Raw genomic sequence first — 23,147 nt, 5'->3', positions numbered from 1 at the left:
AGGGTTGTCCTGCCGGTACGACCAGCTAGCGCAGGGGCTCGCGAACTGCCCGCTGCAGACCCGGGCGGTCAGTCAGGATGATGCGGCGGTAACCCAGGTCCAGCAGGCCGCGCATGCGGAAGTCTCCCAGCAGCTTTGTGATGGTTTCACGGGTACTTCCCACCAGGTGAGCGAGATCCTGATGCGAAACGCGGTCCCTCAAGGCCAGAGACCCCTCTTCGGGCCAGGGGCCCTCCCGCTCGGCCAGACCCAGCAGGGCCAGGGCCAGACGCTGCGAAACCTCCAGGAACACCAGTCCCGAGAGCCGCTCCTGCACCCCGCGCGTCTGCTGGGTCATCTGCTCGGTCAGGGCCACACCCACGGCCGGGTGGGCCTGCAGCACCCGGTTCAGGTTGCCGCAGCCCAGCTGAAGGGCTTCGGTATCGTCCATTGCCTCGGCATACATGCCGTACGAGGCTCCCGGGGTCAGGGCCGAGATGCCCAGCAGGGCGCCTGGACCGTGAACATCAAGCGTGACCTCGCGGGCGCCTGTTCCCAGGCGGTATAGCCTGACCGAGCCGCGGGTCAGTAGAAAAAGGGTCTCCGCCGGGTCCTCGGGATGGAACAACAGGTCCGCGCGTCCCCAGCGCCCCAGGCGGCCCGCCGAAAGAAGGTGCGCCTGGGTTTCTGTAGGCAACGCACCAAAAGCACCGGGCAACATGTCCCGCAGTATGCCGCACAGTCGGCGCTGCCGCACCGCACCTTGGGGCAGGGGCGCCGGGTGTGTTGCGCAGAGAGACGTTACAATCACCGCCAGCATGACCGTCACTTCTCCCCCCGGCCAGCGCATTGAGCTGTTTGATCTGCCGCTGGACGTGATTTCTTTGCCCGAGACACTGGATGTGCTCAGCCACTGGATGTTCGCCACACCCCGCACCGGGCATACCGTCGTGACCCTGAATCCCGAGTTCATCGTGCAGTCGCGCACCTCGGATGAATTCGCCCAGGCCATGCAGGCTGCTGATCTGGTCACGGCTGACGGCGTGGGCATTGTGTACGCTGCCCGGGAGTTGTGTCAGACGCAGGTGCCGCGCGCGCCGGGCTTCGACATCGTGCGGGGCCTGATGGCCCGGCACGGTCCTGAACTGCGGGTGTTCTTTCTGGGCGCCAAGCCCGGCGTCGCCGAGCAGGCGGCCCAGAACGCCCACCGTGATTTCGGGATTCAGGTGGCAGGCATTCACCACGGCTATTTCAAGACTGACGAAGACCAGCGCGTTGCCGAACTGGTCCGGGACAGCGGCGCACACCTGCTGCTGACGGCCATGGGTGCTGGCCGTCAGGAGGTGTTCAACCAGTACTGGCGCCAGGTTCTGAACACGCCGGTCACCATCGGCTGCGGCGGCGTCATTGATGTGCTGGCCGGGACCGCTGATCTGGCGCCGGCCTGGACCCGCAAGCTGGGCGTGGAGTTTATCTGGCGGGTGGGCCTGGACCCGAAACGCTGGAACCGCGCGCCACGGCTGGCCCGCTTTGTGCAGATGGTGCGGGCCGAGAAAAAGCGCCTGAAAGCCAGCCGCCCCTGACCCCTAGTGCACCCTGGGGTCAGGCACAGCTGCCCAGCGCCTGATTCAGAGCGTCAAGCATCTCGCTGATTTCCGCGTCCGAAATGCTCAGGGGCGGTCCCAGCAGCAGATGGTCACCACGGACCCCATCGACCGCGCCACTGCCCGGATAGGTCAGCAGGCCGTGCTCCCGCGCGCAAGCGGCGACCCGCTCGGCGATGCCTGGGGTCTGAAATGCCTCTCCGGTCTCCGGGTCGCCCAGAATCAGGCCCAGGAGCAGGCCGTGTCCACGTGCCTTCAGCACCACCGGGTGACGCGCGGCCAGCATCTGGAGACCTTCCAGCAGCTTTTTTCCCCGGGTCACGGCGCAGTGCGTCAGATGCTCGCCTTCCACAATGTTGAGCACGCTCAGCCCTGCCGCCACACTGACAGGGTGCCCCGCGTAGGTAAAGCCATGCTTGAACGCGCCGCTGCCTGACATGACCGTGCGGTAGATCGTGGGACTGGCGGCCAGCCCTGCCAGCGGCGCGTAGCCGGCGGCCAGCCCCTTGCCCAGGACCACGATGTCGGGCGTGACCGCTCCACCCAGGCGGGAGGCCAGGGGGGCGCCGCACCGGCCCATGCCGGCCATTACCTCGTCGGCCACGAACAGCACGCCGTATTCCCGGCAGATTTCAGCAATGCGGACGTGATAGCCCGGATTGGGCGCAAGTGCTGCGTCGGAGGCCCCGACAACCGGCTCGCACAGAAAAGCAGCGACCGTCTCCGGTCCTGAAGCTTCCAGAACCTCGCGCAGGCGCTCTGCGTCGTTTTCGCCGGACAGTGAAGGGTCAGGCTTGGGCATCTTGGGCCAGGCATCTTCGTTCATCAGCGGGGCATACAGCGCCCGGCGGGCGCCCATTCCGGAAGCGGCCAGGGCACCCAGTGACGCACCGTGATAGCTGGGCACGCGCGTAATGACCTTGAACCGTCCTGGCTCGCCCCGCTCGACGTGATACTGCCGCGCCAGTTTGATCGCGCTTTCGTTGGCTTCCGAGCCGCCGGAGACTGCCCAGAACCGGAAGTCCGGCAGATCAAGGAACGTGCACAGGCGCGCAGCGTACTCCTCGAGAACATCGCTGGAAAACTGGGAGCCATGCACGAAAGCCAGTTCCCGTGCCTGCCGGGCCATGGCGTCGGCTACCTGCGTTCTGCCATGGCCGATGTTGGCGACGAGGGCGCCTGACGAGCCGTCCAGATACCGGCGGCCGTCACGGTCATAGACGTACACGCCCTTACCCCGCACGGCGACGGGGTAGGGCTTGCTGGAGCGGTAGAAGACGTTGGACATGCGCAGAACTCCTGACTGGGCAAAGAAGCGGCAAGACAAAGCGGTCTGATGAAGTGCAGCGGCTTGGATTCGGCAGCGCCGACATCGGGGCAGCTGAGGTCCTGATGTGCGGCAGGGACAGACCTTGGCCCACCTGTTCGGTACGGCCCGTGGTCCTCTCCTGCCGACCTGAAGGCTCTACCAGGTGTCACCCCCGCCCGGCGGGGGCCACAGCCCCAGCACCTGCCGGATGGTCACGACCTGACCGAGGTGGTACAGGCCATGGCCGGCAAAATTGGTCAGGATCACGCCGTGGGGCCGGCCGTTGGAATCCAGGGCCTGCGCAAACTCCTCGTTACGTGCACGCTCCCGCAGGACCTCGGTGTCTCGCAGAAAGGCCGCCTTCAAGGCTTCCCACTCGCCGGGCTCAGGCCATCCCCCGGCCGCCTGCGCCGGGGCAGCAGGATGTTCGCCTGCAAGCAGACGGAGCAGATGTTCCTGCCAGAACTGGACGTGCGCGACGACCTGGGCCACGCTGTGAGGCAGACCAGCGGGCACCTGGAACGCCTGCCCGGCGTCAAGCCCGTCCAGGGCCTGAGCCCAGGACACGTTGGCGGGGCCTCCGCGGTAGAGGTTGCCCACGGCCTTGCCGAAGACGTCGCTTACCACGTGTCGCCGCCGCCAGGGGGAGGCCAGGCACCCAGCGCCTGGCGCACGGTTACGATCTGCCCGAAATGGTGGGCGGTGTGCATGGCCATGTCGGCCAGCAGCTCTCCGATGGTTTCGTCGTGGTTGACGGGGCTGGCCAGGTCAGGCCGGGCGGCATGCGGGTCAATGCGGGCCAGCAGTTCGTAGAATTCCTGACGCACCCGGTTCCAGTCTTCCTCGCCGACTTCCGGCCAGGTCTCTGCAGCGTGGCGGGGATAGGGCGTGGCCTGACCGGACTCGATGATGTCCAGCATCCAGCGGTGCCAGTAGTTGATGTGGGCGACCAGCTCAGCCACGCTGTGCGGCAGACCGGCCGGGCGCGTCACTGCCAGTCCGGCACTGAGGCCACTCAGCGAGGCTTCTACGCCTACAAAGGCCTGCCCACCCCTGAACAGCTTGGGCAGGAGGCGGGCAAAAGCAAGGTGCGCCCGGCTGGCACGTTCGTCGTGGGGGTCTGTTGTCATAGGTGCCATTCTCCGGCGCAGAGGCGCAGGGGTCAAAAAAGGCGGCGGGAAGCGCCTGACATCGGTTGCCCCCGCATGGCCTGATGTGAGGGCGTCGGGTCAGTACTTCTGTGCGATGGTCTTGGTCTGCAGGAACCAGAACAGGTAGTCCGGGCCGCCGACCTTGGCGTTGGTGCCGCTCATGCCGTAGCCCCCGAAGGCATGCGTGCCCGACAGCGCGCCCGTGCACTTACGGTTGATGTAGAGGTTGCCAACCTGAATGCGGCGGCGGGCCTCGTCGATCTTGCGCGGATCGCGGCTGTAGAAGGCGGCGGTCAGGCCGTACTCGGAGTCGTTGGCCAGCTCGATGGCGTGGTGCCAGTCAGTGGCCCGGGTAAAGGCCAGGACGGGCCCGAAAATCTCCTCCTGAAACAGGGGATCCTTGGGGTCCACATCCGCGAAAATCGTGGGCTGCACGTAGCCGCCTTCACGGTCTCCACAGCCCGCCCGCCCGCCGCCCAGGACCAGACGTGCGCTCTGCTGACCGCGTTCGATATATCCCATGATGCGCTGGGCGCTGCCCTCGTGAATAACCGGGCCAAGCACCGCGTTGTCCTCAGGCGAGCCGACCTTGAGGTCTTTGGCCAGCTGCACGACCCGCTCGAGCAGCTCGTCATAGACGCTGTCTTCTGCAATCACGCGGCTGCAGGCACTGCACTTCTGTCCGGCGTACCCGAACGCGGCCTGCACAATGCCGGCTGCGGCTGCGTCCAGATCGGCGTCGGCGCACACCACTGTGGGGTCCTTGCCGCCCATTTCAGCCATGACGCGCTTGAGCCAGCGCTGGCCGGGCTGCACCTTGGCGGCGCGCTCCATGATGCGGCAGCCGATTTCCTTGCTGCCGGTAAAGGCGATCATGCGGATGTCCTTGTGGTCCACCAGCGGGTCGCCCAGCACGTCGTCGGTGCCGGTGATGAACTGGATCACTCCGCGTGGCAGCCCGGCCTCGAAGAGAAGTTCGACCAGCAGCAGGCTGCTCAGTGGGGTCTCGCTGGCCGGTTTCCAGACCACCGTGTTGCCTGCGGCGATGGCACCAAGCGCCATGCCCAGGGGAATGGCCGCCGGAAAGTTCCAGGGGCTGATGACCGCGACCACACCGATGGGCTCGTAGACCATGGTGACGTGCTCGTCGGGCATGGGGTAGACCGGCTTGCCCTGGCCCCAGCGCAGCGCTTCTCGGGCGAAGACCTCAAAGTGATCCACGCATTCGGCGATTTCTCCGTCGGCCTCGGCCCAGTTCTTGCCGTTTTCCAGACCCATCACGGCGTTGAACTCCATGCGGCGCCTGCGCATCAATTCGGCCGCGCGCTTGAAAATGCTGGCGCGCTGGAACGGTTCACTGAAGCGCCACTCATCGAAGGCGGCCCTGGCCCCCTCGATGGCCTGCTCCAGCTGGGCAGGAGTCGCCTTTGGAAAGCGCCAGACGACCTCACGGGTATCGGCGGGATTGCGGACCTCGAAGGTCTCGGCGCCGTTCACGCGCTCTCCATTCAGAATCATCGGAAAGGACTGCCCGACGTACTGCTCACGCACGCGGCGGTAAGCGTCGCGTTGCTGCTGTGCCACGGCCGCGTCTCCAAAGGCGAAGTACGGCTCGTGTTCGAACGGGAGGAAGCCCTCCATCAGCGTGCTGGTCATGTTGCCTCCTTACAGGTATGGGGAGGCTAACACGCCCGCGACAGCGGCGTAAACACGCTGTCAGACGATCAAAAGTTCCCTCAAACAGGTGGCGGCAACAGGGCGGGATCTGGTCTTCACTTTACAATTGCAAGCCTGTCTGTCCGGCCCACAGCGCTGCGCCCAGGAGCCCGGCGTCCGCCCCCTGCCGGGCATGCACCACTTCCGGCTGATACCGCTCCGGAAAGTGGCTCAGGCTGGCGCGAACCCGGTCCAGGTAGCCGGAGCGCAGACCTACGCTGCCACCCAGTGCAACCCGGGTAATTCCCAGCAGAGCGGCCACATCCGCGAGTTTCCAGGCCAGGAGAGCGGCTGAACGCTGGTATTCGGCCTCGGCACGGGGATCTCCTGCTTCGGCGGCGTCACACAGGGCCCGGGCGCTGGAAAATCCCAACACCTGTGCCCGCGCGCCGAGTGCTGTACCGCTGGTTTCAAATTCGAGGGGACCAAGATGTCCCAGCGGCGGAATGTTGACGCCGGGCCCCCACTGGGCAGGCACACTCACAAAGCCGATCTCGGCGTCCAGTCCGTTTGCTGCCAGATGGAGCTGCCCGCCCAGAATCAGCCCGGCTCCCACCCCCGTACTGACTGTGACAAACATGAACTCGGTGCTGCCCTGGCCTGCTCCAGCCACGTACTCGCCCCAGGCGGCGGCCCGGGCGTCGTTGAGGGCGGCGCAGGGGAGCCCGAGCTTCCGGGCCAGCTCATCAGCCAGGGGAATGTCGGTCCAGCCTGGAAAGGTATGGGCCGCAGTGGCCGTCACGCGACCACGGGCCACGGCTCCAGCGCAGGCCACGCCGACCGCTCGTGCGTGGCTGGACAGAGGCAGCGCCAGCTCCAGGGCTGCGGCTATGACGGCGTCCGGTGTGGCTGGTTTGGGCGTGGCGGATTCCTGCCGTTCCAGGACCTGGCTGCCCTGAACCAGCGCTGCACGAATGGAAGTGCCGCCGATGTCCAGGGCCAGCAGTGGAGATGGGAAAGCGTCACCGGAATTCATGAGCTTATTGTTACTGCTCGCCTGCGGTTGCCGCAGGGGAGAGTGGACCGGATGCGTGCGCAACGCGCAGAGGGAAGACCCCGGTGAACAGCCGTGGCCAGGCCAGGTGGGCTTCACCCAGGTGCAGCGACAGACCTGTGCCAGCAAAGTGGGTGTTCCAGAGAGCATGGATACGGGGTGTGATGATGCGCTGCAGGGCAGCTTCCGCTTCAGCCCGCTGCCCGCCCAGATCAAAGGGACTGGGAGAGGATAGCGCCGCGCGGACTTCGGGGCGGGTCCAGGCCTGATACAGCGAGTCGTCCACCATGCGGGTGAAGACCATTTCTATCTGTGCGGCGCGGTCCTGAACCAGTGGAGCCAGCGCTCCGAAGGCGACCGCTGAGCCCAGGGTGTTCCCGGCCGTATTCCACGCACTGTACCCGGCCAGCTGTGACAGCGGCGCCCCGTGAAGCAGGGTCCACAGCCGGCGCTCAGCGCCGTTGGGATAGGCAATGTCGGCCAGGCTCACCGGGCGCCCTTTGTGCAGGTCTGACCTCAGCTCATCTACAAAAGCTGGAAGATGTCGGTCGGGTGTATCCACCGTGGCCAGGTCCGGCTGCAGGTTGGCCTGCCGCCGTCCCGGCGTATTGACAGCCAGCACGAAGTCAGCCTCCTGAGGGCTTTCGGCCAGAACGCACCCCGCAGCCCGCAGGTGGGCCTGTACCAGTTCGCCCGCGGGCCGGTCCTCGTAGATCATTCCGGTGGCAGCCCCCAGGGTCCCGCTGTATCGGACCCAGGCCTGTGCCGGCGGGCGCCCATGCCGTAGGGCACGTGTCATCAGGGCGCAGGGCACCTCGTCGGCACCAGGGTAGGTATCGAAGCGTTCCCACAGCATCAGTTCGTCGGCGCGCGCTTCGAGCAGGCGGCGATCGAACGCGGCCAGACCGTATTCACTGGTGTCGTCGAGCGTCAGGCACAGATGCTCCAGAACCCCTGCGTGCAGCAGGTCCATGGCCGCCAGATGCAGGGCGCGGTTACGCTCCCGGGTTGCCAGCCAGTCTTCAAGGACATCGGACGGGACCGCAGCGCGTGCCTGCACCAGGGCCGCACGTTCAGGCTCGCCGTGCCGCGCATGACGGTCAAACGCCGTGCTGTAGGCGCGCAGTTCGCGGCCCCATTCGCCGTAGTAGGGCTTTTCCTCGTGCGGATCGTTGTCGTGGGCCACCCGCACAACCACGCCGAAAGCGTAGATGCGTAATCCAGCGTTCAGCCGTTTGATCTCCCGAAGCGTCTCCAGCCGTTCCATGGCCGCGTCCAGGGTGTCAGGTACCCGCCGGGCCGGAATCATGCCGCCCAGGCAGAGAGTTTCCAGGCAGATGACCAGCGCATCTGCCCTCGGTGCCTGCTGAAGCACCCACCTGTGCAGGGCCGTGGTGTCTCCAGGAGAAAAGAAGTTCGGCAGGGCCTCAGCGGGAGGCACGTTGACCCGTGCGCCGACCATGCGCCCCAATCCTGCCGGCAGATCCAGAGTTGGAGGCCGGGTGTCAGGCGGCACCAGAAGAATATGAGGTGTGTCAGAGGGGTGGTCGGCGCGCTGATCCGTCACCGCGTCATTCTGCCAGCAGGAAGCGCACGGTCAGGTCCCTCATGCGCTGACTGGTGTAGTGGCCCACGCCGGGGAAGACGGCTTCCTGAAAGTGGGTGGGGGCTCCAGCTGCGGCGTAGGCCCTGCGCATGGCGTCGGCGGTGGGCACATGGTGACGGTCCAGTGGAAAGGCCGGGTCCACCTCCCCACTGGCCAGCAGCAGTGGCGTCGGCGAACAGGCTCCGGCATTGGTCAGGGGCCGGTACTGATCCAGAAAGGCATGAAGTTCTGGAGTACGCACCTGAGGCTCATGCCACACCCCCGAGGTGATCAGCGCGGCGGCCCGCTGCACACGGGACTGTGACTGAAGAAGAGCCAGGGTGACGTATCCGCCCATGCTGCTGCCTGTGACCCACAGCGGCAGAACACCGAAGGTATCGTCCAGGGCCTGCAGCAAGGCCGGGACTTCGGCCACACTGCGCCTCACGCTCTCCCATACGTATTCGCGGGCGTTCAGGCCAGCCGGGGTGTCCGCCTCACGTTCACCGTGCAGCGGCGCGTCCGGGATGACGACCGCGACGCCCTGTGCCGCCAGCATCGAGTACACGCCCAGTTTGCCTTCCTTGGCGGCCCAGGCCCCGTGGAACACCAGACACACCGCCCGGACTGGACCGCCTTCCGGCGGCAACTCCAGCAGGCACGGCACCCCTCCAAGCACGCGGCGGACGATCCGGTAGGGTACGCCGTTGACCATGGGTGTGGCGTGCGGATCGGCCGGATTGAAGATGCGCGTCACACCACACCACCGCGCCGGCGTATTTCGTCCTGCAGAACGCGGACATTCACGTCGCGCACCCGGCCGTGGTGATCGTATGCCGCCCAGGCCGCCGCTATGCCCGCCGCCTCGCCCATGCTGTGGCAGTTCTGCTGCACCCGGATGCTGGACTGTGCCTCGAAAGTGCTGCTTGCAGCGCGCCCCGGCACCAGCAGGTTCTGCACGCCCTGAGGCACGATGCAGCGGTATGGAATCTCATGCCAGGCGTCGGGAGCAAAGTATGGGGCCTGCCCTTCACGCTCGTGCAGCAGTTTTGCGCCTCCCTTGACGCTGTGAATGTCCACCGGATAGTGGTTGCGACAGATCGAGTCCTCGAACCTGGCGCAGTCCAGGATGTCCGTCACGCTCAGGGTGTAGTCACCCTGAATACGTCTTGTCTCGCGCACGCCGACCATTGGGGCGACCACACCGACAAAGGCGTCTTCGCACCCTGGAAGAAAGACCTGGCAAAAAGCGGTCAGGCGGGTGATGGCCTGTCGCCCGTCCACCTGGGCCTCGCTGAGCTGCCATGGGTCAGTGCCGTCGTGCAGATCCGGGCGGATGCGTGGGCAGTTGAACGACAGCTCACCGGGGCGGCCCGGCACGCTGAAGGCCTGGAAGTAGTCCCCGTCGCGCTCCAGCAGCACGCCCTGCTCCACAGCCCGGCGGAACAGGGGTTCGAGACTGGAGTTACGGTCCCACACCATCCAGAAGTGCAGGAACTCAGCCGAGGCCTGAGGCTGTCCATGGGCTTTCAGAAAGGCGCACAGGCGCGCCGTGTCCACACCGGCCAGCGTGAAACGCAGACTCATGGCCTGATGCAGGCCCTGCTCGTCACCCCCGTGGCAGGGGACACCGGCACCAGCCGCTATGTCCGCGTCTCCGGTGGCGTCTATAAACACACTGGCGTTCAGGGCCTGCAGCCCTCCCTTGTTGTGCACCACCAGAGAGGTGATCTGTTCCTTGTCCAGCAGCGGCGCCACCACCTGGGTATGAAACAGGACTTCCGCCCCCGCCTCATGCAACAGGTCGTCCAGTACGAATTTCAGGCCTTCGGGATTGAACCAGTTGTCGTTGCCGCCCGGATCAATGGCTCCGTCACCCCTCTCGCGCAGACGGGCTTTGATCTCCTCGGTCAGACCGCGGTTCAGGTTCTGTCCCCCGGACACATTGCGCATCAGTGGCGTCACCCAGGCATTCGTGCCGGTGCCGCCCAGGCTGCCCTGCGCTTCGACCACCAGCACACGCGCGCCGGTCCGGGCCGCAGCGATGCCAGCCACCGCTCCTGCCGTGCCGCCCCCAGCCACGATGACGTCCCATCTGCGTTCCAGCGTTCGGTAGGGAAGACTCATATCCTGACTTCCTGGAGGCGCGAGTCATGTGTCATCGTTTCATGCATGCGCCCGCTGAAGTAATCCGGTCGCTGCTCAAAACGCTGGCGAAGACCAATCCATTTGTGCCGCTCGGCATGCACGCGGAAAGAACCGATGCCGTCAATCCGGCCCCAAAGCGTCTGATACACGAAAGAGGAGTGCAGGCATCCGACGTCGCCTTCCGGTGTGCTGCCTCGCGTTTCGTTCACGGGGCTCAGAAAGCGGGTGACCGTCAGGCCGGTCTCTTCGTAGACTTCGCGCCGCAGGTCACCGGGAATGCTGTCGAACGCTTTGGGGTGTCTGCCCGGGAACCTCAGCTTTTTTGCCTCTCCCTCGATGATGGCCCGCGCGTTGACATAAAACGTCTGTTTTCTGCGGAACATCAGCCTTTGACCGCGCCTTCCAGGCCCTTCATAAAGTACTTCTGGCCCAGCATGAATACGATCAGGATCGGGATGATTGTGATCACCGCGCCGGCCATGACCGCGCGGCTGTTGGTGGAAAAGGTCCCCGACAGTTCCAGCAGCCCGGCCGACAGCGGCATCATGTTCTTGTCGGGAAGCATGATGCGCGCCCAGAGAAAGCTGTTCCAGTACGCGACGAATTCGAGGATCGAGAACGCCACAATGGTGGGCAGCGCCAGCGGCAGCAGCACCCGCCTCCAGATGGTCAGTTCGGGGGCGCCGTCAATACGCGCGGCCTCGATCAGTTCCTGCGGCACGCTCAGGTAGGCCTGCCGCAGGAGAAACAGCCCCACGATGCTGGCCAGTCCCGGCAGCACCACCGCCATGTACTGGCGGATGGCGTCCACCACCGGGTTGGTCTGTTGCAGCAGCCCCAGTTTGATGGTCGTGATGTAGTTGACGATCAGCCCGGACTCGTTGGGCAGGACCATCAGCACCAGGATTGCGTAGAAAATCAGATCCCGGCCGGGGAAGTGCATCTTGGACAGCGGGTAGGCGGCCAGCGCGGCCAGTGTGACGGTCAGTGTGACGCCAAGCGTGCAGATCACCAGACTGTTGACGATCAGGCGCCAGAACGGCACGGTCGTGCCCGAGAAGATCTCGGCGTAGTTGCGCAGGCTGAAGCCTTTGGGCAGCAGCTTGGCCTCATAGATGTTGCCGGTGGGTTCAAACGAGGTAATCAGCGTCCAGTAGAACGGATAGAGCATAATCAGCGCGATCACGATTAGGACGCTGTAGGCGACCACGTTGGTCAGCCGGGTGTTCCGTTGCCGGCGCGCCTTGAGCGCTGCGGCGACCCGCGCATGCTCCAGCATGGCGCTTTCGTGGGTGGATGCTTGGGTGACGGTCATCTCAGGCATCGGTCTTGCCTCCACGGGTGAGCTTGAAGTTGATCAGCCCGAAAATAATGCTGATCACGGCGATAATTAGCCCTGCGGCGGCGGCCAGACCGTACTGGAAGTCCACGAAGGCCCGCGAATATGTGAAGAACAGCGCCGAGTAGGTGCTGCCCGCCGGACCACCCTGGGTCATCACGTAAATTTCCTCAAAGACCTTGATGGCACTGATGGTGGAGAGCAGGCTGCATACCAGGATGGTGGGCCGCAGCCCCGGCAGGGTAATGTTCCAGAACACCTGCATTCTGGTGGCGCCGTCGATCATGGCCGCTTCTTCCAGCTCCGGCGCAATACTCTGCAGGCCAGCCAGGTACAGCACCATGTAGTACCCGACTCCCTTCCACAGCGTCACGAACATCACGGCTGTCAGGGCAGTGGCTGGGTTGTTCAGCAGGCTGCGGTCCTCATTCATCAGTCCCAGGGTCATCAGAACGGCGTTGACCGGCCCGCCCTGCTGGTACATCCAGGTCCAGATCAGTCCGACCACCGCGAAACTGGTGACGACCGGCACGTAGTAGGCCGTGCGGAAAAACCCAATGCCTTTCAGCGGCCGGTTGACCAGCAGTGCTAGAAGGATGCTCAGAATCTGAATCACCGGCACTACCAGGATGTATTTCAGGCTGTTGCGCAGCCCCGACCAGAACTGTTCGTCTTTCAGCAGCGTCTGGAAGTTCTCCAGGCCTACCCACTGGGGCGGACTGATGATGTTGTATTTCGTAAACGCCAGGTACGTGCCGAAAAACACCGGCCAGGTGTGATACAGCACCAGCAGGGCCAGAAACGGCAGCATGAACGCATAGGCGATCAGGGTTGTGCGAATGGTTACCTTCGCACCGGTGCCGCCCTGACGCTGCTGTTCACGGCGTGAGACACGCCGGGGAGTTGTGGTCATGCGCGCAAGTTTACGCAATGTTCACGCTTCTGGCATGAAAAAACCTCCCGCTCAGGGGAGGTTCACCACAATGGGCGGGACTTAGTGACCGTCACCGTCCGTGGCTTCGTGTTTGCCTTCGTGAAACTCGGCATTTGCCTCGCGGTTATGCAACTCGGCCTTGCCCCGGTCCTCCAGCGCTTCAGCCTTGTGATGTGCGTCTCCGGTCACGGCATGGGCCACATTGTGCCCGGCCTCGCGGGCCCGGTCTGCCGTCTCATTTACCTTGGCTGCGGCCGCATCGAGCATATTTTCCGCGGTTGACTTATCGGACATAGTGGACCTCCTGCTGATTGAATTGTCCAAAGGGGACTCCTTTAACATCGCTCCTTGCGACGGCTGGGCAGATGAGCAGGGGATTCAAGCGCCTGTAAGTTTGCAGGTCATATGTTTAAGGTGGTTTACCGATGGAGCTCACAGACAGCTCAAAATTTTTGGACTGCGTGTACACCATTCGGGTAACACCTACACAAAGCCACCTGACCGTTCCCTGGGAGTAAAGTGGTCAGGTCATGGATAAGTACATCAAAGTGCCCGCGCAGGGCGAGAAGATCTCGATGCAGAACGGCAAACTGGTGGTTCCCAACCACCCCATCATTCCCTTCGTAGAAGGCGACGGCACCGGCCCGGATATCTGGCGTGCCTCGGTGCGGGTGTTTGACGCTGCCGTGCAGAAAGCCTACGGCGACGAGCGCAAGATCGAGTGGATGGAAGTCTATGCCGGCGAGAAGAGCCTGCAGGTCTACGGTGAAAACGAGTGGCTGCCCCAGAGCACCATCAACGCGTTCAACGAGTACCTGTTCGGGATCAAGGGCCCGCTGACCACCCCAGTGGGCACTGGCATCCGCAGCATCAACGTCGCCCTGCGTCAGGAACTGGACCTGTACGCCTGCGTGCGTCCCGTGCAGTACTTCGACGGCGTGCCCAGCCCTGTCAAGCGTCCCCAGGACGTCGACATGGTGATCTTCCGTGAAAACACCGAAGACATTTACGCCGGCATCGAATACCGCGCTGGCACCGACGAGGCCGACAAGGTGCGCGGCTTCCTGACCCGTGAAATGAAGGTCACCAAGATCCGCTTCCCGGAGACGAGCTCCTTCGGCATCAAGCCGGTGTCCCGCGAAGGTACCGAGCGTCTGGTCCGCGCCGCGATTCAGTTTGCCATCGACAACGGCCGCAAGAGCGTTTCGCTGGTTCACAAGGGCAACATCATGAAGTTCACCGAAGGTGGCTTCCGCGACTGGGGCTATGAACTGGCCAAGCGCGAGTTCGGCGGCGTGGAGCTCGACGGCGGTCCCTGGCTGCAGTTGCCCAACGGCATCGTGATCAAGGACGTGATCGCGGATAACTTCCTGCAGCAGATCCTGCTGCGCCCCACCGACTATGACGTGATCGCCACCCTGAACCTCAACGGCGACTACATCAGCGACGCGCTGGCCGCACAGGTCGGTGGGATCGGTATCGCTCCGGGCGCCAACATCAACTACGTGACTGGCCACGCCATCTTCGAGGCCACGCACGGCACTGCGCCCAAGTACGCCGGCAAGGACGTCATCAACCCCAGCTCGGTGATCCTGAGCGGCGAAATGATGCTGCGCTACATGGGCTGGACCGAGGCCGCTGACCTGATCCTCAAGGGCCTGGACCAGACCATTCAGCAGAAGACGGTGACCTACGACTTCGCCCGTTCCATGGAGGGCGCGCAGGAAGTCAAGACCAGCGCGTTCGCCGATCACATCATCGAGAAGATCAACCAGATGTAATCCGGCAGGTCAAAGGGCGGAAGGTCAGTTCCTTCCGCCCTTTCCTGTTGCCTTCTTCAACCAATCGCCAGCATGCGCTCGATGGGCAGCAGCGCCCGCGTGCGGATCTCCTCAGGAACCGTCACGCGCGGCTGAAGGTTTTGCAGGCTCTCCAGGATGTTGCCCAGCGTGATCATCTTCATGTACTCGCAGCAGGCCGTGCGGCTGACCGGAATAAAGGTCTTGCCGGGCACGTCGTGCTGCAAGCGGGTTACCATGCCAGTTTCAGTGACCACGATGAATTCCTGCGCGGCGCTGGCCTGCGCCCGGTGGATCATGCCCTCGGTGGAATACAGCTGCAGTTCAGGAATGGCCGACAGAATACGGCTGGAGCAGCCGCACTCCGGGTGAATCAGCAGCTCGGCGTCTGGGTAAGCCGCCTGCTGGCTCTGCACGTCCTCGGGGCGGATGGCCTCGTGAACATGACACGCTCCGTCCCAGACGTCCATGGCCCGCCCCGTCTCGCGGATAACATGGGCCGCCAGGAAGCGGTCGGGTGCAAACAGGACAGGTACGTCCTGAGGCAGGCTCTGCACGACCTGCACAGCGTTGCCGCTGGTGCAGCAGTAATCCGACTCGGCCTTGACGTCCGCTGTGGTATTCACGTACGTCACGACCAGACCGCCTGGGTTCGATGCCTTCCAGTCGCGGACGCCCTGCGCCGTGACGGTATCGGCCAGCGAACAGCCGGCGCGCAGGTCAGGCAGCAGCACGGTTTTGTGCGGGTTGAGAATCGCTGCGGTTTCGGCCATGAAGTGCACCCCGGCAAACACGATAACTTCGGCGTCTGTCCGGGCAGCCTGCCGCGACAGGCCCAGCGAGTCACCTACAAAATCCGCGATGACCTGGACTTCCGGGCGCTGATAGTTGTGCGCCAGAATGACAGCGTTTTTCTCCTGGCGCAGCTGCTCGATGTCAGCCCGCATCTGGGCCTCGTCCGGCAGCACCTCCAGTTGCAGCAGATCACGGTGCGGCGTCTGGGGGCGGGGGATGACGGGAGTGACGGGACGGTCGGTCATGCTTGGGTCTCGGTGCGGGAGGATAGAAAATTCAGGCTGATGTCCAGCGCCGGAGCGGAATGCGTCAGCGCCCCCACGCTGACGTAGTCCACGCCGCTGGTCGCGACCTTCGGCAGACGCTCCAGGGTCATGTTGCCGCTGGCTTCCAGGGTGACGTGCGGAGCGAGTTCATTGCGCACGGCAACCGCCTCGGCCAGCAGGTCGTCGTTCATGTTGTCCAGCAGCACCCGGTCTGCCCCGGCGCGCAGGGCCTCACGGAGACCGGCTAGGTCCGAGACCTCACATTCCACCTTCAGCAGGTAGGCGTGAGTGCGCGCACGGCAGATCGCCTCGGTCACGCCCCCGGCCGCCGCCACATGGTTGTCCTTGATCAGGATGCCGTCGTCCAGACCGGCGCGGTGGTTCAGCCCCCCACCATGGCGTACGGCCTGCTTTTCCAGATCACGCCACAGAGGTGTGGTTTTGCGGGTGTCGAGCAGTTGCGTATGACCGGAGCCCAGGGCGTCCACGTGGCGCCGCGTCTGCGTGGCCACGCCGGACAGCCGCTGCAGCAGGTTCAGGGCGAGACGCTCGGCGCTCAGCAGGCTGCGGGCCGGACCTTCAATCACGCCAATCGGGCCCCGCTCGCGTTGCTCGCCGTCCACGGCACTCCACCGGACGGTCAGCCTCGGGTCCATCAGAGTAAACACCCGCGCGGCGACGTCCAGGCCACTGAGTACCCCGCTTTCTTTCATCAGGACCTCTGCCCGGGCTGTCTGCGACGCCGGAATGGTGGCCAGAGTGGTCGCGTCACCACGCCCGATATCCTCAGCCAGCGCGGCACGGAGCCGGTCATCAAGGCTCAGCACGACAGTCTCCAAGATCGTATTGTGAGAGAAATCACGCGCTGAACCTTAGCACGCTCTGCCGTACTGGAACAGCCGTAAGTGTGGCTACCGTGCCTTCGTATGTCTGGACTGTATGAACGGCCTGGGGCGCCTCACATGGAAAGTCCTGCCGGGCATGACCCCCTCTTGACTCCTCGCGCGACAGGGCGGCGCGGATCAGCAGTCCGGCCAGCAGCTCGAGGTTTGCAGCTTCCAGCGCTGCGCGGGACAAGGTGGGACTGGCTGGGAGGGGCTGAGCATCCAGCACCGCACGCAACCCGGCTCCACTGCGAAGGAGACCGGCCGCACCAGCAACCCGGGCACGGAGGGCGGGTAAACCCGCCGTGTCCGCGCCGGGAGCTGGGACAGCTTCCCCGTCATGGAGCGGCAGGCTTCCTACAGCCAGCGCTTCCCGCGCTGCCCGCGCTCCGAACACCAGACCCTCCGAAAGGCTGTTGCTGGCCAGCCGGTTGGCGCCGTGCAGTCCGGAAGAGGCCACCTCGCCCGCAGCGTAGAGCCCAGGAATGGTCGTGCGGCCGTAAGTGTCAGTCTGTACGCCGCCCATCGTGTAGTGCACCGCAGGCTGCACCGCAATAAGATCGCGCCCCATATTCAGGCCCAGGCCAGCAAGCGTTTGGCTGACGGTTGGAAAACGCGCGTGCACAAAGGCTTCTCCCAGGTGGCGCAGGTCCAGGTCAACCCGGCCAGTCCGGGAAATTTCTGCGGCGATGGCCCGGGCGACCGTGTCGCGGGGGGCAAGTTCCAGTTGCGGATCGTAACGGGTCATGAAGCGCTCACCATGGGCATTGCGCAACACGCCTCCTTCTCCGCGCGCGGCTTCCGTCACCAGATGTGCCTTGCCCCCTATCACTACTGCAGTCGGATGAAACTGCACGAATTCCAGGTCGCGCAGCGCCGCCCCGGCCCGGTAGGCCAGCGCCAAGCCATCTCCGGTGCCTTCAGGAGGAGCGGTGGTGACGGGAAACAGCTGCCCGAAGCCTCCGGTCGCCAGCAGGACCGCTCCGGCACGCACGTGCACAGGTCCCTGCGGCGTGATCAGGTCGGCGCCCACCACCTGGCCGGCGTGCAGCCGCAGGTTGCTGGCAAAAGCCCCTTCCAGCAGGCGGAGCCCAGCCCCCTGGGTGGCTTCCAGTGCGCGGGCCAGAGCCTCGCTGATGGCATGGCCGGTGGCGTCACCGGTGTGGCGGATACGGGGGCAGCTGTGCCCCCCTTCCAGGGTATGGATAGGGGAGAAGGCCACACCCAGATCGCGCAGCGTCTCGACGTGCGCGCGGGCCTCGGCCACAAAGCGGGCCACTGTTTCCGGCTCGCACAGGCCCCGCCCGGCGCGCAGGGTGTCCTCCCCGTGTGCTGCTTCATCTCCTGGCCCGGCGGGCGCCGCAATACCCCCCTGCGCCCAGCGCGTCGAGCCGCCCGTCAACGGTGTCTTGCAGGCCAGCACGACATCTGCTCCGAAGGTGCGGGCGGTCAGGGCCGCATACGCACCGGCCACGCCGCCGCCAATTACCAGGAGTTCCGTGTCCACAACCTTCACGTTCAGCAGGGTACGGCAAGCATTCGGCCGTGTCCGGGCAGACTGGTAGACTGCGTCCATGACGCGCGTCCTGATTGCCCTGGCGGGCGTGGTGCTGCTGGCGGTCACGGCTCTGGCGGCCGTGTGGCTGGCCGGGCAGCTGCTTTCTGGACTGGGCGCCTTTATCGTCGGTGCCTCGACCGTGCTCTGGCGTCTGCTGTGGTTTCTGGTGATGGCCACGGTACTGGGTGGGCTGGTGTTTTTTGTGGCCAGTGCGTGGCGTCCCAGCGGCCCTCCTGCTCCGGCGGCGCGCCCCTTCGGAACGGCCGGGGCCCGGGACCTGGAACTGGGCAGCCCCGTGACCCCGCAGGACAGGAATCCAGCGCTGACGCGGCAGCTGGTGGTTTCTGCCACGCCAGGAGATGCCACTTCGCCTGATCGGGAAACTTCATCGGGGGCGCCAGCCCGGAGTGACACTTGAGCAACCCTGACCGTTTTCTCGGCCGTGCAGACGTGTATGCCGCCGCCCGGCCCGGCTACCCGGACGCGCTGGGCGAGTGGCTGGCATCGCAGAACCTCCTGGCTGGACTCGTGGCAGACCTGGGCGCAGGTACAGGCCTGTTTACTCGCCTGTTGCTGGCCCACGGTGCCCAGGTAATCGCGGTGGAGCCCAACCCCGAGATGCGTGCGCAGCTTCCAGCCGGGTTGGAGACGCATATCCAGTCCGGACAGCTTGCTGTACAGGCCGGCACCTCCGAAACGACCGGACTGGCGGTCAGCTCAGTCAGGCTGGTCACTGCCGCTCAAGCTGCTCACTGGTTTGAGCCTGAAGCGACCTTACGTGAGCTCCGGCGGATCCTTCGCCCGGAGGGCCGGGTGCTGTTTGTCTGGAACGACTGGCGTGGTGTCGATGCTCCGTTTAACCGTGCGTATGGTGCTGTGGTAGCAAGCCACCAGGACGCTGGAACTCCGGAGCTGGCGACCCGGGTGCCCGAGTCAGAGTTGCCCCGTTTTATGCCGGGAGGATGGGAACACCGGATCTTCGATAACCCGCTTGAAGCGTCCCGTGAGCGGCTGCGTGCCCTGGCCGGCAGTGTGAGCTACCTGCCGGCCCCTGGAGACCCGCGCTCTGTGGCGCTGTATCAGGACCTTGACCGTGCGTTCGATGCCCACGAGCACGAAGGTCTGGTCACGCTGACGTACCGCACCCACGCCTTTCTGGGCCGCCTGGATTGAGACTGCGGCGGCCGAAGTGAGCCGCGCTTCAGTTGAGGCAACAAAAAACGGTACAATAATCGGCTGTGACGCGCCAGACCTCCTGAACCACTCCTGAGGTCTTCCGCGCACTCCGGAGGACTTTTGTCGTACTGGCGCAATGAACTTAAACCGATGCTCGACGCGGAAACAGGCACCCTGTTCAAGCAGGCTCCTATTCGCGTCACGCTCGCGTTTCCCAACCGCTACAGCGTAGGCATGGCCTCGCTGGGCTATCAGGTGATCTACCGCATGTTCAACCAGGAAGAAGGGGTCGCCTGCGAACGCGCTTTTCTTCCGGACGATGTCGAGGCTTTCGAACGGACCGGACAGGCCCTGCCTACCGTGGAATCCGGGCGTGACGCGGGAGACTGTGAACTGTTCGCCCTGAGCGTCAGCTTCGAGCTGGACCTGACCAACATCATCCGCACCCTGGCTGTGGCGGGCATGCGCCCTCTGCGTGAAGAGCGCGATGACAGCGATCCGGTGGTTATGATCGGTGGGCCTTTCACCAGTTCCAACCCCTACCCGCTGACCCCCTTTGCCGACGTGATCATCATCGGTGACGGTGAGCAGATTGTTCCGGTGATCAGCGAGGCGCTGCGGGAGTCGCAGACCCGGGAGGACTTCTACGACCTCGTGGATGGCATGCCCGGTATTTTCCTGCCCTCCCGGCATACCCACGAGCCCAAGTGGGCCACGGCGCCCAAGGAGCTCCTGCCGGCCTACAGCCAGATCGTCACGCCGCACAGTGAGCTGAGCAACATGTTCCTGGTTGAAGCGCAGCGCGGTTGCCCGCGTCCCTGTACCTTCTGCCTGGCCCGGACCATGTACGGCCCGAACCGCAACAACCAGGCTCAGGAACTGCTGGATGTCATTCCCGACTGGGCAGAGAAGGTCGGGCTGGTCGGCGCGGCCCTGAGTGATTTCCCGCATACCAAGTTTGTGGGCCGCACCCTGACCGACCGCGGCGTCAAGCTGGGCGTCAGTTCCATTCGTGCCGATACCGTCGATGCGGAACTGGCCGAAATTCTCAAGGCCGGTGGCCTGCGCACCTTCACGGTGGCCAGCGATGCCCCCAGCGAGCGCCTGCGCCGGTGGCTCAAGAAAGGCATTACGACCGAGGACCTGCTCAAGACGGCACAGATCAGCCGGGACCTGAATTTCAGCGGTCTGAAGGTGTACATGATGATCGGTCTGGGTCCAGAGAACGACGACGACATTACAGAGCTGATTTCCTTTACCAAGGAACTGGCAGGCATCAACCGGATTGCCCTGGGCATCAGCCCGTTTGTCCCCAAGCGGCACACGCCCCACTTCGCTGACCCTTTCGCCGGCGTGCAGACCATTGAAAAGCGCCTCAAGCGCATTCAGAAGGAACTGCGGACCACTGCTGAACTGCGCAACGTATCTGCCAAATGGGCCTGGGTGGAAAGCGTGATCGCACGTGGTGGCCCTGAGGTTGGCATGGCGGCGTACCAGATCTACCGGAACGAGAGCATCGGCGCCTGGAAGAAGGCTCTGGAGGAAGTGGGCTGGAGCGATGAGTTCGAGAGCAATACTCCAGCCATCGATCTGCCCCCTGGGCAGTATGAGAGCGGCGATGTCAGTGCCCACGCACAGGGACTCGCCGTCTGATAAAAGTTCCAGATGAATCGCTGCATGACACGGTTCATTCCACGCAACAGGTAGAAGAGCAGGGTGGTCGGGTGTCGAGGAGGCCAGCTGCTTTGAGAGTGGTGTAGAGAGCACCCTTTGAGAATGTTCAGGATGACGAGGTTCGGCCTCGTCATCCTGATTTCTTTTGTCCTCAAAAAGAGTGTGTTGGCCGTCGTGTGGAAATTTCAGCCATGACGGAATGAATCATTGGCTGAGTCTCTGAGGGCACACAAAGCGAACCGCGAGGGGTGTTGTTGCGAAAGGCAGGACAAGAAGCACTTTGCAGTGCCGCCTGCTCCTCTCACCTTTGGGTGCGCCGTGCAGATGGAACGATGTAGTCATCTTCAGATACGTTTGACGGTCATCAGCAAAATTAGGTACAAATGACGGATCTTTGGAAGAATTTCTTAGCTTTTCGAGTAAGAAGTGCATTCTGTGTCTAAACTATTGTACAAATGCATCATTTGGGGTTGACAAAGTGCTAGCGTCGATCCATGAAATTGGTGACAGCGGTGGTCCGTCCTGAACGGGTGCAACAGGTGAAAGAAGCCCTGTTTCAGGCGGGTATCAGTGGGATCACACTCAGCCGGGTGTCCGGTCATGGTGGAGAACAGGAAATTGTTGAGCACTACCGGGGCACACGCGTTATGGTCGAGTTCCGGGACAAGGTGGAGTTCCGGATGGCTGTTTCTGAACCCTTCGTTCAGCTGGCTGTCGACGCCATTGTGCGGGGCGCACGCACTGGAGAAGTCGGGGACGGCAAGATTTTCGTGCAACCGCTGGAGCGGGTAGTGCGCATTCGGACCGCCGAGGAAGGGCACGCGGCCCTGACTCCTGTGAACGAGACACGCTTGAATCCAGAAGGTGGACAATGAGTCGATGGTGGCTCGCCGTTTTTCTGTCCGGATCTGCTTTTGCGCAGACAGGGGGGCAGACGGCACGGATCGATACGGGTGACACTGCTTTTATGCTGGTTGCCGCGGCACTGGTAATGTTGATGGCTCCTGGCCTGGCAATCTTTTATGGCGGTCTGGTCCGGGCCAGCAGCGTCCTCAATACCATGATGATGAGCTTCGCGGCCATGGGCATCGCAGCGGTCGCCTGGATCGCTGTGGGTTACAGCCTGGCCTTTGGCCCAGGGGGCAACGCCCTGATCGGCGGGCTCTCGCAAGCCGGTCTGGCGGGGACTTTAAGCGGAGTGACAGGTACGCTGCCTACGCCCCTGTTCGTTATTTTCCAGCTTCTTTTTGCAGTCATTACTCTCGCAGTCGTCAGTGGAAGTGTGGTTGAGCGCATGCGCTTTCCTGCATTTGTCTTGTTCGGCACCATCTGGGTTCTCGTGGTCTATGCGCCTCTTGCCCACTGGGTCTGGAGCACAGATGGATGGCTCTTTAAACTCGGACTGCTGGATTTTGCCGGCGGCACCGTTGTCGAGGTTGCCAGCGGCGTGAGCGGACTGGTTGCCGCGCTGGTGCTTGGACCACGTTTCGGTTTTCCCCGGTACGTGAGTATTCCGCACAATGTGCCCCTGGTGCTGCTCGGTACGGGTCTGCTCTGGTTTGGCTGGCTGGGGTTCAATGCCGGGAGTGCGCTGGCGGCCAACGGGATTGCTGCGATTTCTCTGCTGAATACCAACGCCGCTGCTGCTGCCGCTCTTCTGGTGTGGATGCTGTGGGAAACTGTGCGGACGGGTAAACCTACAGCTGTGGGCGCCGCAACAGGGGCTGTCGTCGGTCTGGTCGCTATCACGCCGGGCTGCGGCTTTGTCACTCCCGGCGCTGCTTTGCTGATCGGCGCAGTTGCGAGCACCGTGTCGTATTTCCTGGTGGCCAATAAGCACCGGCTGTTCCCTGATGACGCTCTGGACGTTTTCGCCTGTCATGGGGTGGCCGGCATTGTCGGTACGTTGCTGACCGGGATCCTCGCGACGCCCCTGGTCAACCCCCTCGGGAACGGCCTGATAGCTGGTAACCCCCATCAGGTCATCGTGCAGATGATCGGCATCCTTGGTGCAGCCGCACTCGCAGCCGGCGGGACCTTCCTGAGCCTGAAGATTGTTGGTCTCGTCATGCCACTACGGATGACAGAGAAAGAGGAAATAGGCGGCGTGGACCTGTCCTCTCATCAGGAGGAGGGTTACGAAACCGAGAGTCCTCTGGGAGCTCCGGTGTTTATCGCGGGGGACTGAATCAACCAGGAAGGACGTGACCGTTGCTTGGGATCACGTCCTTCTGTT

At 63.8% G+C, this 23,147-nt stretch carries 23 protein-coding genes; 7 read left to right on the top strand and 16 right to left on the bottom strand.

From position 1 onward, the window contains the following. Positions 1-25: 25 nt before the first annotated feature. Positions 26-700 carry a Crp/Fnr family transcriptional regulator gene (locus DEIDE_RS07940; protein WP_012693435.1) on the bottom strand — a complete coding sequence of 225 codons (675 nt, stop codon included), beginning with the start codon at positions 698-700 and terminating at the stop codon, positions 26-28. A gap of 97 nt (positions 701-797) precedes the next feature. Here DEIDE_RS07940 and DEIDE_RS07935 point away from each other — a divergent pair, with 97 nt between their 5' ends. Beyond that, the gene (locus DEIDE_RS07935; RefSeq protein ID WP_012693434.1) at positions 798-1,562 is read left to right on the top strand and encodes a WecB/TagA/CpsF family glycosyltransferase; all 765 of its coding nucleotides are present in this window, start codon (positions 798-800) and stop codon (positions 1,560-1,562) included. Between the two features lie 19 nt (positions 1,563-1,581). Here the strand turns inward: DEIDE_RS07935 and DEIDE_RS07930 are convergent, their stop codons facing one another. From DEIDE_RS07930 to DEIDE_RS07875, 12 genes are all read right to left on the bottom strand, one after another. Continuing rightward, positions 1,582-2,871, bottom strand: coding sequence for an aminotransferase family protein (locus DEIDE_RS07930; protein ID WP_012693433.1), 1,290 nt, complete (start codon positions 2,869-2,871; stop codon positions 1,582-1,584). 177 nt (positions 2,872-3,048) lie between these two features. Continuing rightward, the gene (locus DEIDE_RS07925; protein ID WP_012693432.1) at positions 3,049-3,519 is read right to left on the bottom strand and encodes a DinB family protein; all 471 of its coding nucleotides are present in this window, start codon (positions 3,517-3,519) and stop codon (positions 3,049-3,051) included. After that, on the bottom strand, positions 3,513-4,022 hold the full coding sequence (locus tag DEIDE_RS07920) for a DinB family protein (protein WP_012693431.1): 510 nt from the start codon (positions 4,020-4,022) through the stop codon (positions 3,513-3,515). The genes DEIDE_RS07925 and DEIDE_RS07920 overlap by 7 nt, the downstream gene beginning before the upstream one ends. 99 nt (positions 4,023-4,121) lie before the next feature. Next, positions 4,122-5,699 carry an L-glutamate gamma-semialdehyde dehydrogenase gene (locus DEIDE_RS07915; protein WP_012693430.1) on the bottom strand — a complete coding sequence of 526 codons (1,578 nt, stop codon included), beginning with the start codon at positions 5,697-5,699 and terminating at the stop codon, positions 4,122-4,124. Between the two features lie 121 nt (positions 5,700-5,820). Continuing rightward, entirely contained in the window at positions 5,821-6,735 is a 915-nt protein-coding gene (locus DEIDE_RS07910) for an ROK family protein (RefSeq protein ID WP_012693429.1), read from the bottom strand. A 10-nt stretch (positions 6,736-6,745) separates the two neighbouring features. After that, positions 6,746-8,320, bottom strand: a complete 1,575-nt coding sequence (locus tag DEIDE_RS07905; RefSeq protein WP_012693428.1) for a DUF4127 family protein — start codon at positions 8,318-8,320, stop codon at positions 6,746-6,748. Between the two features lie 4 nt (positions 8,321-8,324). After that, on the bottom strand, positions 8,325-9,095 hold the full coding sequence (locus tag DEIDE_RS07900; RefSeq protein WP_012693427.1) for an alpha/beta hydrolase family protein: 771 nt from the start codon (positions 9,093-9,095) through the stop codon (positions 8,325-8,327). Next, positions 9,092-10,465 carry an FAD-dependent oxidoreductase gene (locus tag DEIDE_RS07895; RefSeq protein ID WP_012693426.1) on the bottom strand — a complete coding sequence of 458 codons (1,374 nt, stop codon included), beginning with the start codon at positions 10,463-10,465 and terminating at the stop codon, positions 9,092-9,094. The genes DEIDE_RS07900 and DEIDE_RS07895 overlap by 4 nt, the downstream gene beginning before the upstream one ends. Beyond that, the gene (locus tag DEIDE_RS07890; RefSeq protein ID WP_012693425.1) at positions 10,462-10,869 is read right to left on the bottom strand and encodes an NUDIX hydrolase; all 408 of its coding nucleotides are present in this window, start codon (positions 10,867-10,869) and stop codon (positions 10,462-10,464) included. The genes DEIDE_RS07895 and DEIDE_RS07890 overlap by 4 nt, the downstream gene beginning before the upstream one ends. Further along, complete coding sequence (locus DEIDE_RS07885) at positions 10,869-11,810, bottom strand: carbohydrate ABC transporter permease (RefSeq protein WP_012693424.1); 942 nt, start codon at positions 11,808-11,810, stop codon at positions 10,869-10,871. Before DEIDE_RS07885 ends, DEIDE_RS07890 begins: the two co-directional genes overlap by 1 nt. Beyond that, entirely contained in the window at positions 11,803-12,738 is a 936-nt protein-coding gene (locus DEIDE_RS07880; protein ID WP_041227177.1) for a carbohydrate ABC transporter permease, read from the bottom strand. Before DEIDE_RS07880 ends, DEIDE_RS07885 begins: the two co-directional genes overlap by 8 nt. An 81-nt stretch (positions 12,739-12,819) precedes the next feature. Next, complete coding sequence (locus tag DEIDE_RS07875) at positions 12,820-13,053, bottom strand: hypothetical protein (protein ID WP_162485421.1); 234 nt, start codon at positions 13,051-13,053, stop codon at positions 12,820-12,822. A 236-nt stretch (positions 13,054-13,289) separates the two neighbouring features. Between DEIDE_RS07875 and icd the strand changes: the two genes are divergently transcribed. Further along, complete coding sequence (gene icd, locus DEIDE_RS07870; protein ID WP_012693421.1) at positions 13,290-14,540, top strand: NADP-dependent isocitrate dehydrogenase; 1,251 nt, start codon at positions 13,290-13,292, stop codon at positions 14,538-14,540. Between the two features lie 56 nt (positions 14,541-14,596). Here icd and nadA read toward each other — a convergent pair whose 3' ends face one another. The 3 genes from nadA to DEIDE_RS07855 are packed head-to-tail and all read right to left on the bottom strand — an operon-like array spanning position 14,597 to position 18,019. Then, entirely contained in the window at positions 14,597-15,598 is a 1,002-nt protein-coding gene (nadA, locus tag DEIDE_RS07865) for a quinolinate synthase NadA (protein WP_012693420.1), read from the bottom strand. Further along, entirely contained in the window at positions 15,595-16,446 is an 852-nt protein-coding gene (nadC, locus tag DEIDE_RS07860; RefSeq protein ID WP_012693419.1) for a carboxylating nicotinate-nucleotide diphosphorylase, read from the bottom strand. Before nadC ends, nadA begins: the two co-directional genes overlap by 4 nt. Before the next feature lie 31 nt (positions 16,447-16,477). Further along, positions 16,478-18,019, bottom strand: coding sequence for an L-aspartate oxidase (locus DEIDE_RS07855; RefSeq protein ID WP_012693418.1), 1,542 nt, complete (start codon positions 18,017-18,019; stop codon positions 16,478-16,480). Between the two features lie 58 nt (positions 18,020-18,077). On the opposite strand from DEIDE_RS07855, the gene DEIDE_RS19520 reads away from it, so the two are divergent. The 5 genes from DEIDE_RS19520 to DEIDE_RS07830 all read left to right on the top strand — a co-directional run bounded on the left by DEIDE_RS19520 (position 18,078) and on the right by DEIDE_RS07830 (position 23,099). Then, complete coding sequence (locus tag DEIDE_RS19520) at positions 18,078-18,479, top strand: hypothetical protein (RefSeq protein ID WP_012693417.1); 402 nt, start codon at positions 18,078-18,080, stop codon at positions 18,477-18,479. Continuing rightward, on the top strand, positions 18,476-19,234 hold the full coding sequence (locus tag DEIDE_RS07845; RefSeq protein ID WP_012693416.1) for a class I SAM-dependent methyltransferase: 759 nt from the start codon (positions 18,476-18,478) through the stop codon (positions 19,232-19,234). The genes DEIDE_RS19520 and DEIDE_RS07845 overlap by 4 nt, the downstream gene beginning before the upstream one ends. Before the next feature lie 123 nt (positions 19,235-19,357). Beyond that, on the top strand, positions 19,358-20,890 hold the full coding sequence (locus DEIDE_RS07840; protein ID WP_012693415.1) for a B12-binding domain-containing radical SAM protein: 1,533 nt from the start codon (positions 19,358-19,360) through the stop codon (positions 20,888-20,890). Between the two features lie 515 nt (positions 20,891-21,405). Then, entirely contained in the window at positions 21,406-21,786 is a 381-nt protein-coding gene (locus DEIDE_RS07835; RefSeq protein WP_012693414.1) for a P-II family nitrogen regulator, read from the top strand. After that, positions 21,783-23,099, top strand: a complete 1,317-nt coding sequence (locus DEIDE_RS07830; RefSeq protein WP_012693413.1) for an ammonium transporter — start codon at positions 21,783-21,785, stop codon at positions 23,097-23,099. Before DEIDE_RS07835 ends, DEIDE_RS07830 begins: the two co-directional genes overlap by 4 nt. Positions 23,100-23,147: the final 48 nt, after the last annotated feature.

The sequence above is a fragment of the Deinococcus deserti VCD115 genome (genome assembly GCF_000020685.1).
GTDB classification, from domain to species: Bacteria; Deinococcota; Deinococci; order Deinococcales; family Deinococcaceae; genus Deinococcus; species Deinococcus deserti.
The sequence above is the reverse complement of the archived record's forward strand: the minus strand, read 5'-3'. Positions and strand labels throughout refer to the sequence as shown.

Bases quoted from the DNA above. Each gene is read 5' to 3' on its own strand.
- DEIDE_RS07935 (WP_012693434.1), top strand. From the start codon at position 798: ATGACCGTCACTTCTCCCCCCGGCCAGCGCATTGAGCTGTTTGATCTG.
- DEIDE_RS07930 (WP_012693433.1), bottom strand. From the start codon at position 2,871: ATGTCCAACGTCTTCTACCGCTCCAGCAAGCCCTACCCCGTCGCCGTG.
- DEIDE_RS07890 (WP_012693425.1), bottom strand. From the start codon at position 10,869: ATGTTCCGCAGAAAACAGACGTTTTATGTCAACGCGCGGGCCATCATC.
- nadA (WP_012693420.1), bottom strand. From the start codon at position 15,598: ATGACCGACCGTCCCGTCACTCCCGTCATCCCCCGCCCCCAGACGCCG.
- DEIDE_RS07920 (WP_012693431.1), bottom strand. From the start codon at position 4,022: ATGACAACAGACCCCCACGACGAACGTGCCAGCCGGGCGCACCTTGCT.
- DEIDE_RS07910 (WP_012693429.1), bottom strand. From the start codon at position 6,735: ATGAATTCCGGTGACGCTTTCCCATCTCCACTGCTGGCCCTGGACATC.
- icd (WP_012693421.1), top strand. From the start codon at position 13,290: ATGGATAAGTACATCAAAGTGCCCGCGCAGGGCGAGAAGATCTCGATG.
- DEIDE_RS07830 (WP_012693413.1), top strand. From the start codon at position 21,783: ATGAGTCGATGGTGGCTCGCCGTTTTTCTGTCCGGATCTGCTTTTGCG.
- DEIDE_RS07895 (WP_012693426.1), bottom strand. From the start codon at position 10,465: ATGAGTCTTCCCTACCGAACGCTGGAACGCAGATGGGACGTCATCGTG.
- DEIDE_RS07885 (WP_012693424.1), bottom strand. From the start codon at position 11,810: ATGCCTGAGATGACCGTCACCCAAGCATCCACCCACGAAAGCGCCATG.
- DEIDE_RS19520 (WP_012693417.1), top strand. From the start codon at position 18,078: ATGACGCGCGTCCTGATTGCCCTGGCGGGCGTGGTGCTGCTGGCGGTC.
- DEIDE_RS07875 (WP_162485421.1), bottom strand. From the start codon at position 13,053: ATGTCCGATAAGTCAACCGCGGAAAATATGCTCGATGCGGCCGCAGCC.
- DEIDE_RS07835 (WP_012693414.1), top strand. From the start codon at position 21,406: ATGAAATTGGTGACAGCGGTGGTCCGTCCTGAACGGGTGCAACAGGTG.
- DEIDE_RS07940 (WP_012693435.1), bottom strand. From the start codon at position 700: ATGTTGCCCGGTGCTTTTGGTGCGTTGCCTACAGAAACCCAGGCGCAC.
- DEIDE_RS07915 (WP_012693430.1), bottom strand. From the start codon at position 5,699: ATGACCAGCACGCTGATGGAGGGCTTCCTCCCGTTCGAACACGAGCCG.
- DEIDE_RS07880 (WP_041227177.1), bottom strand. From the start codon at position 12,738: ATGACCACAACTCCCCGGCGTGTCTCACGCCGTGAACAGCAGCGTCAG.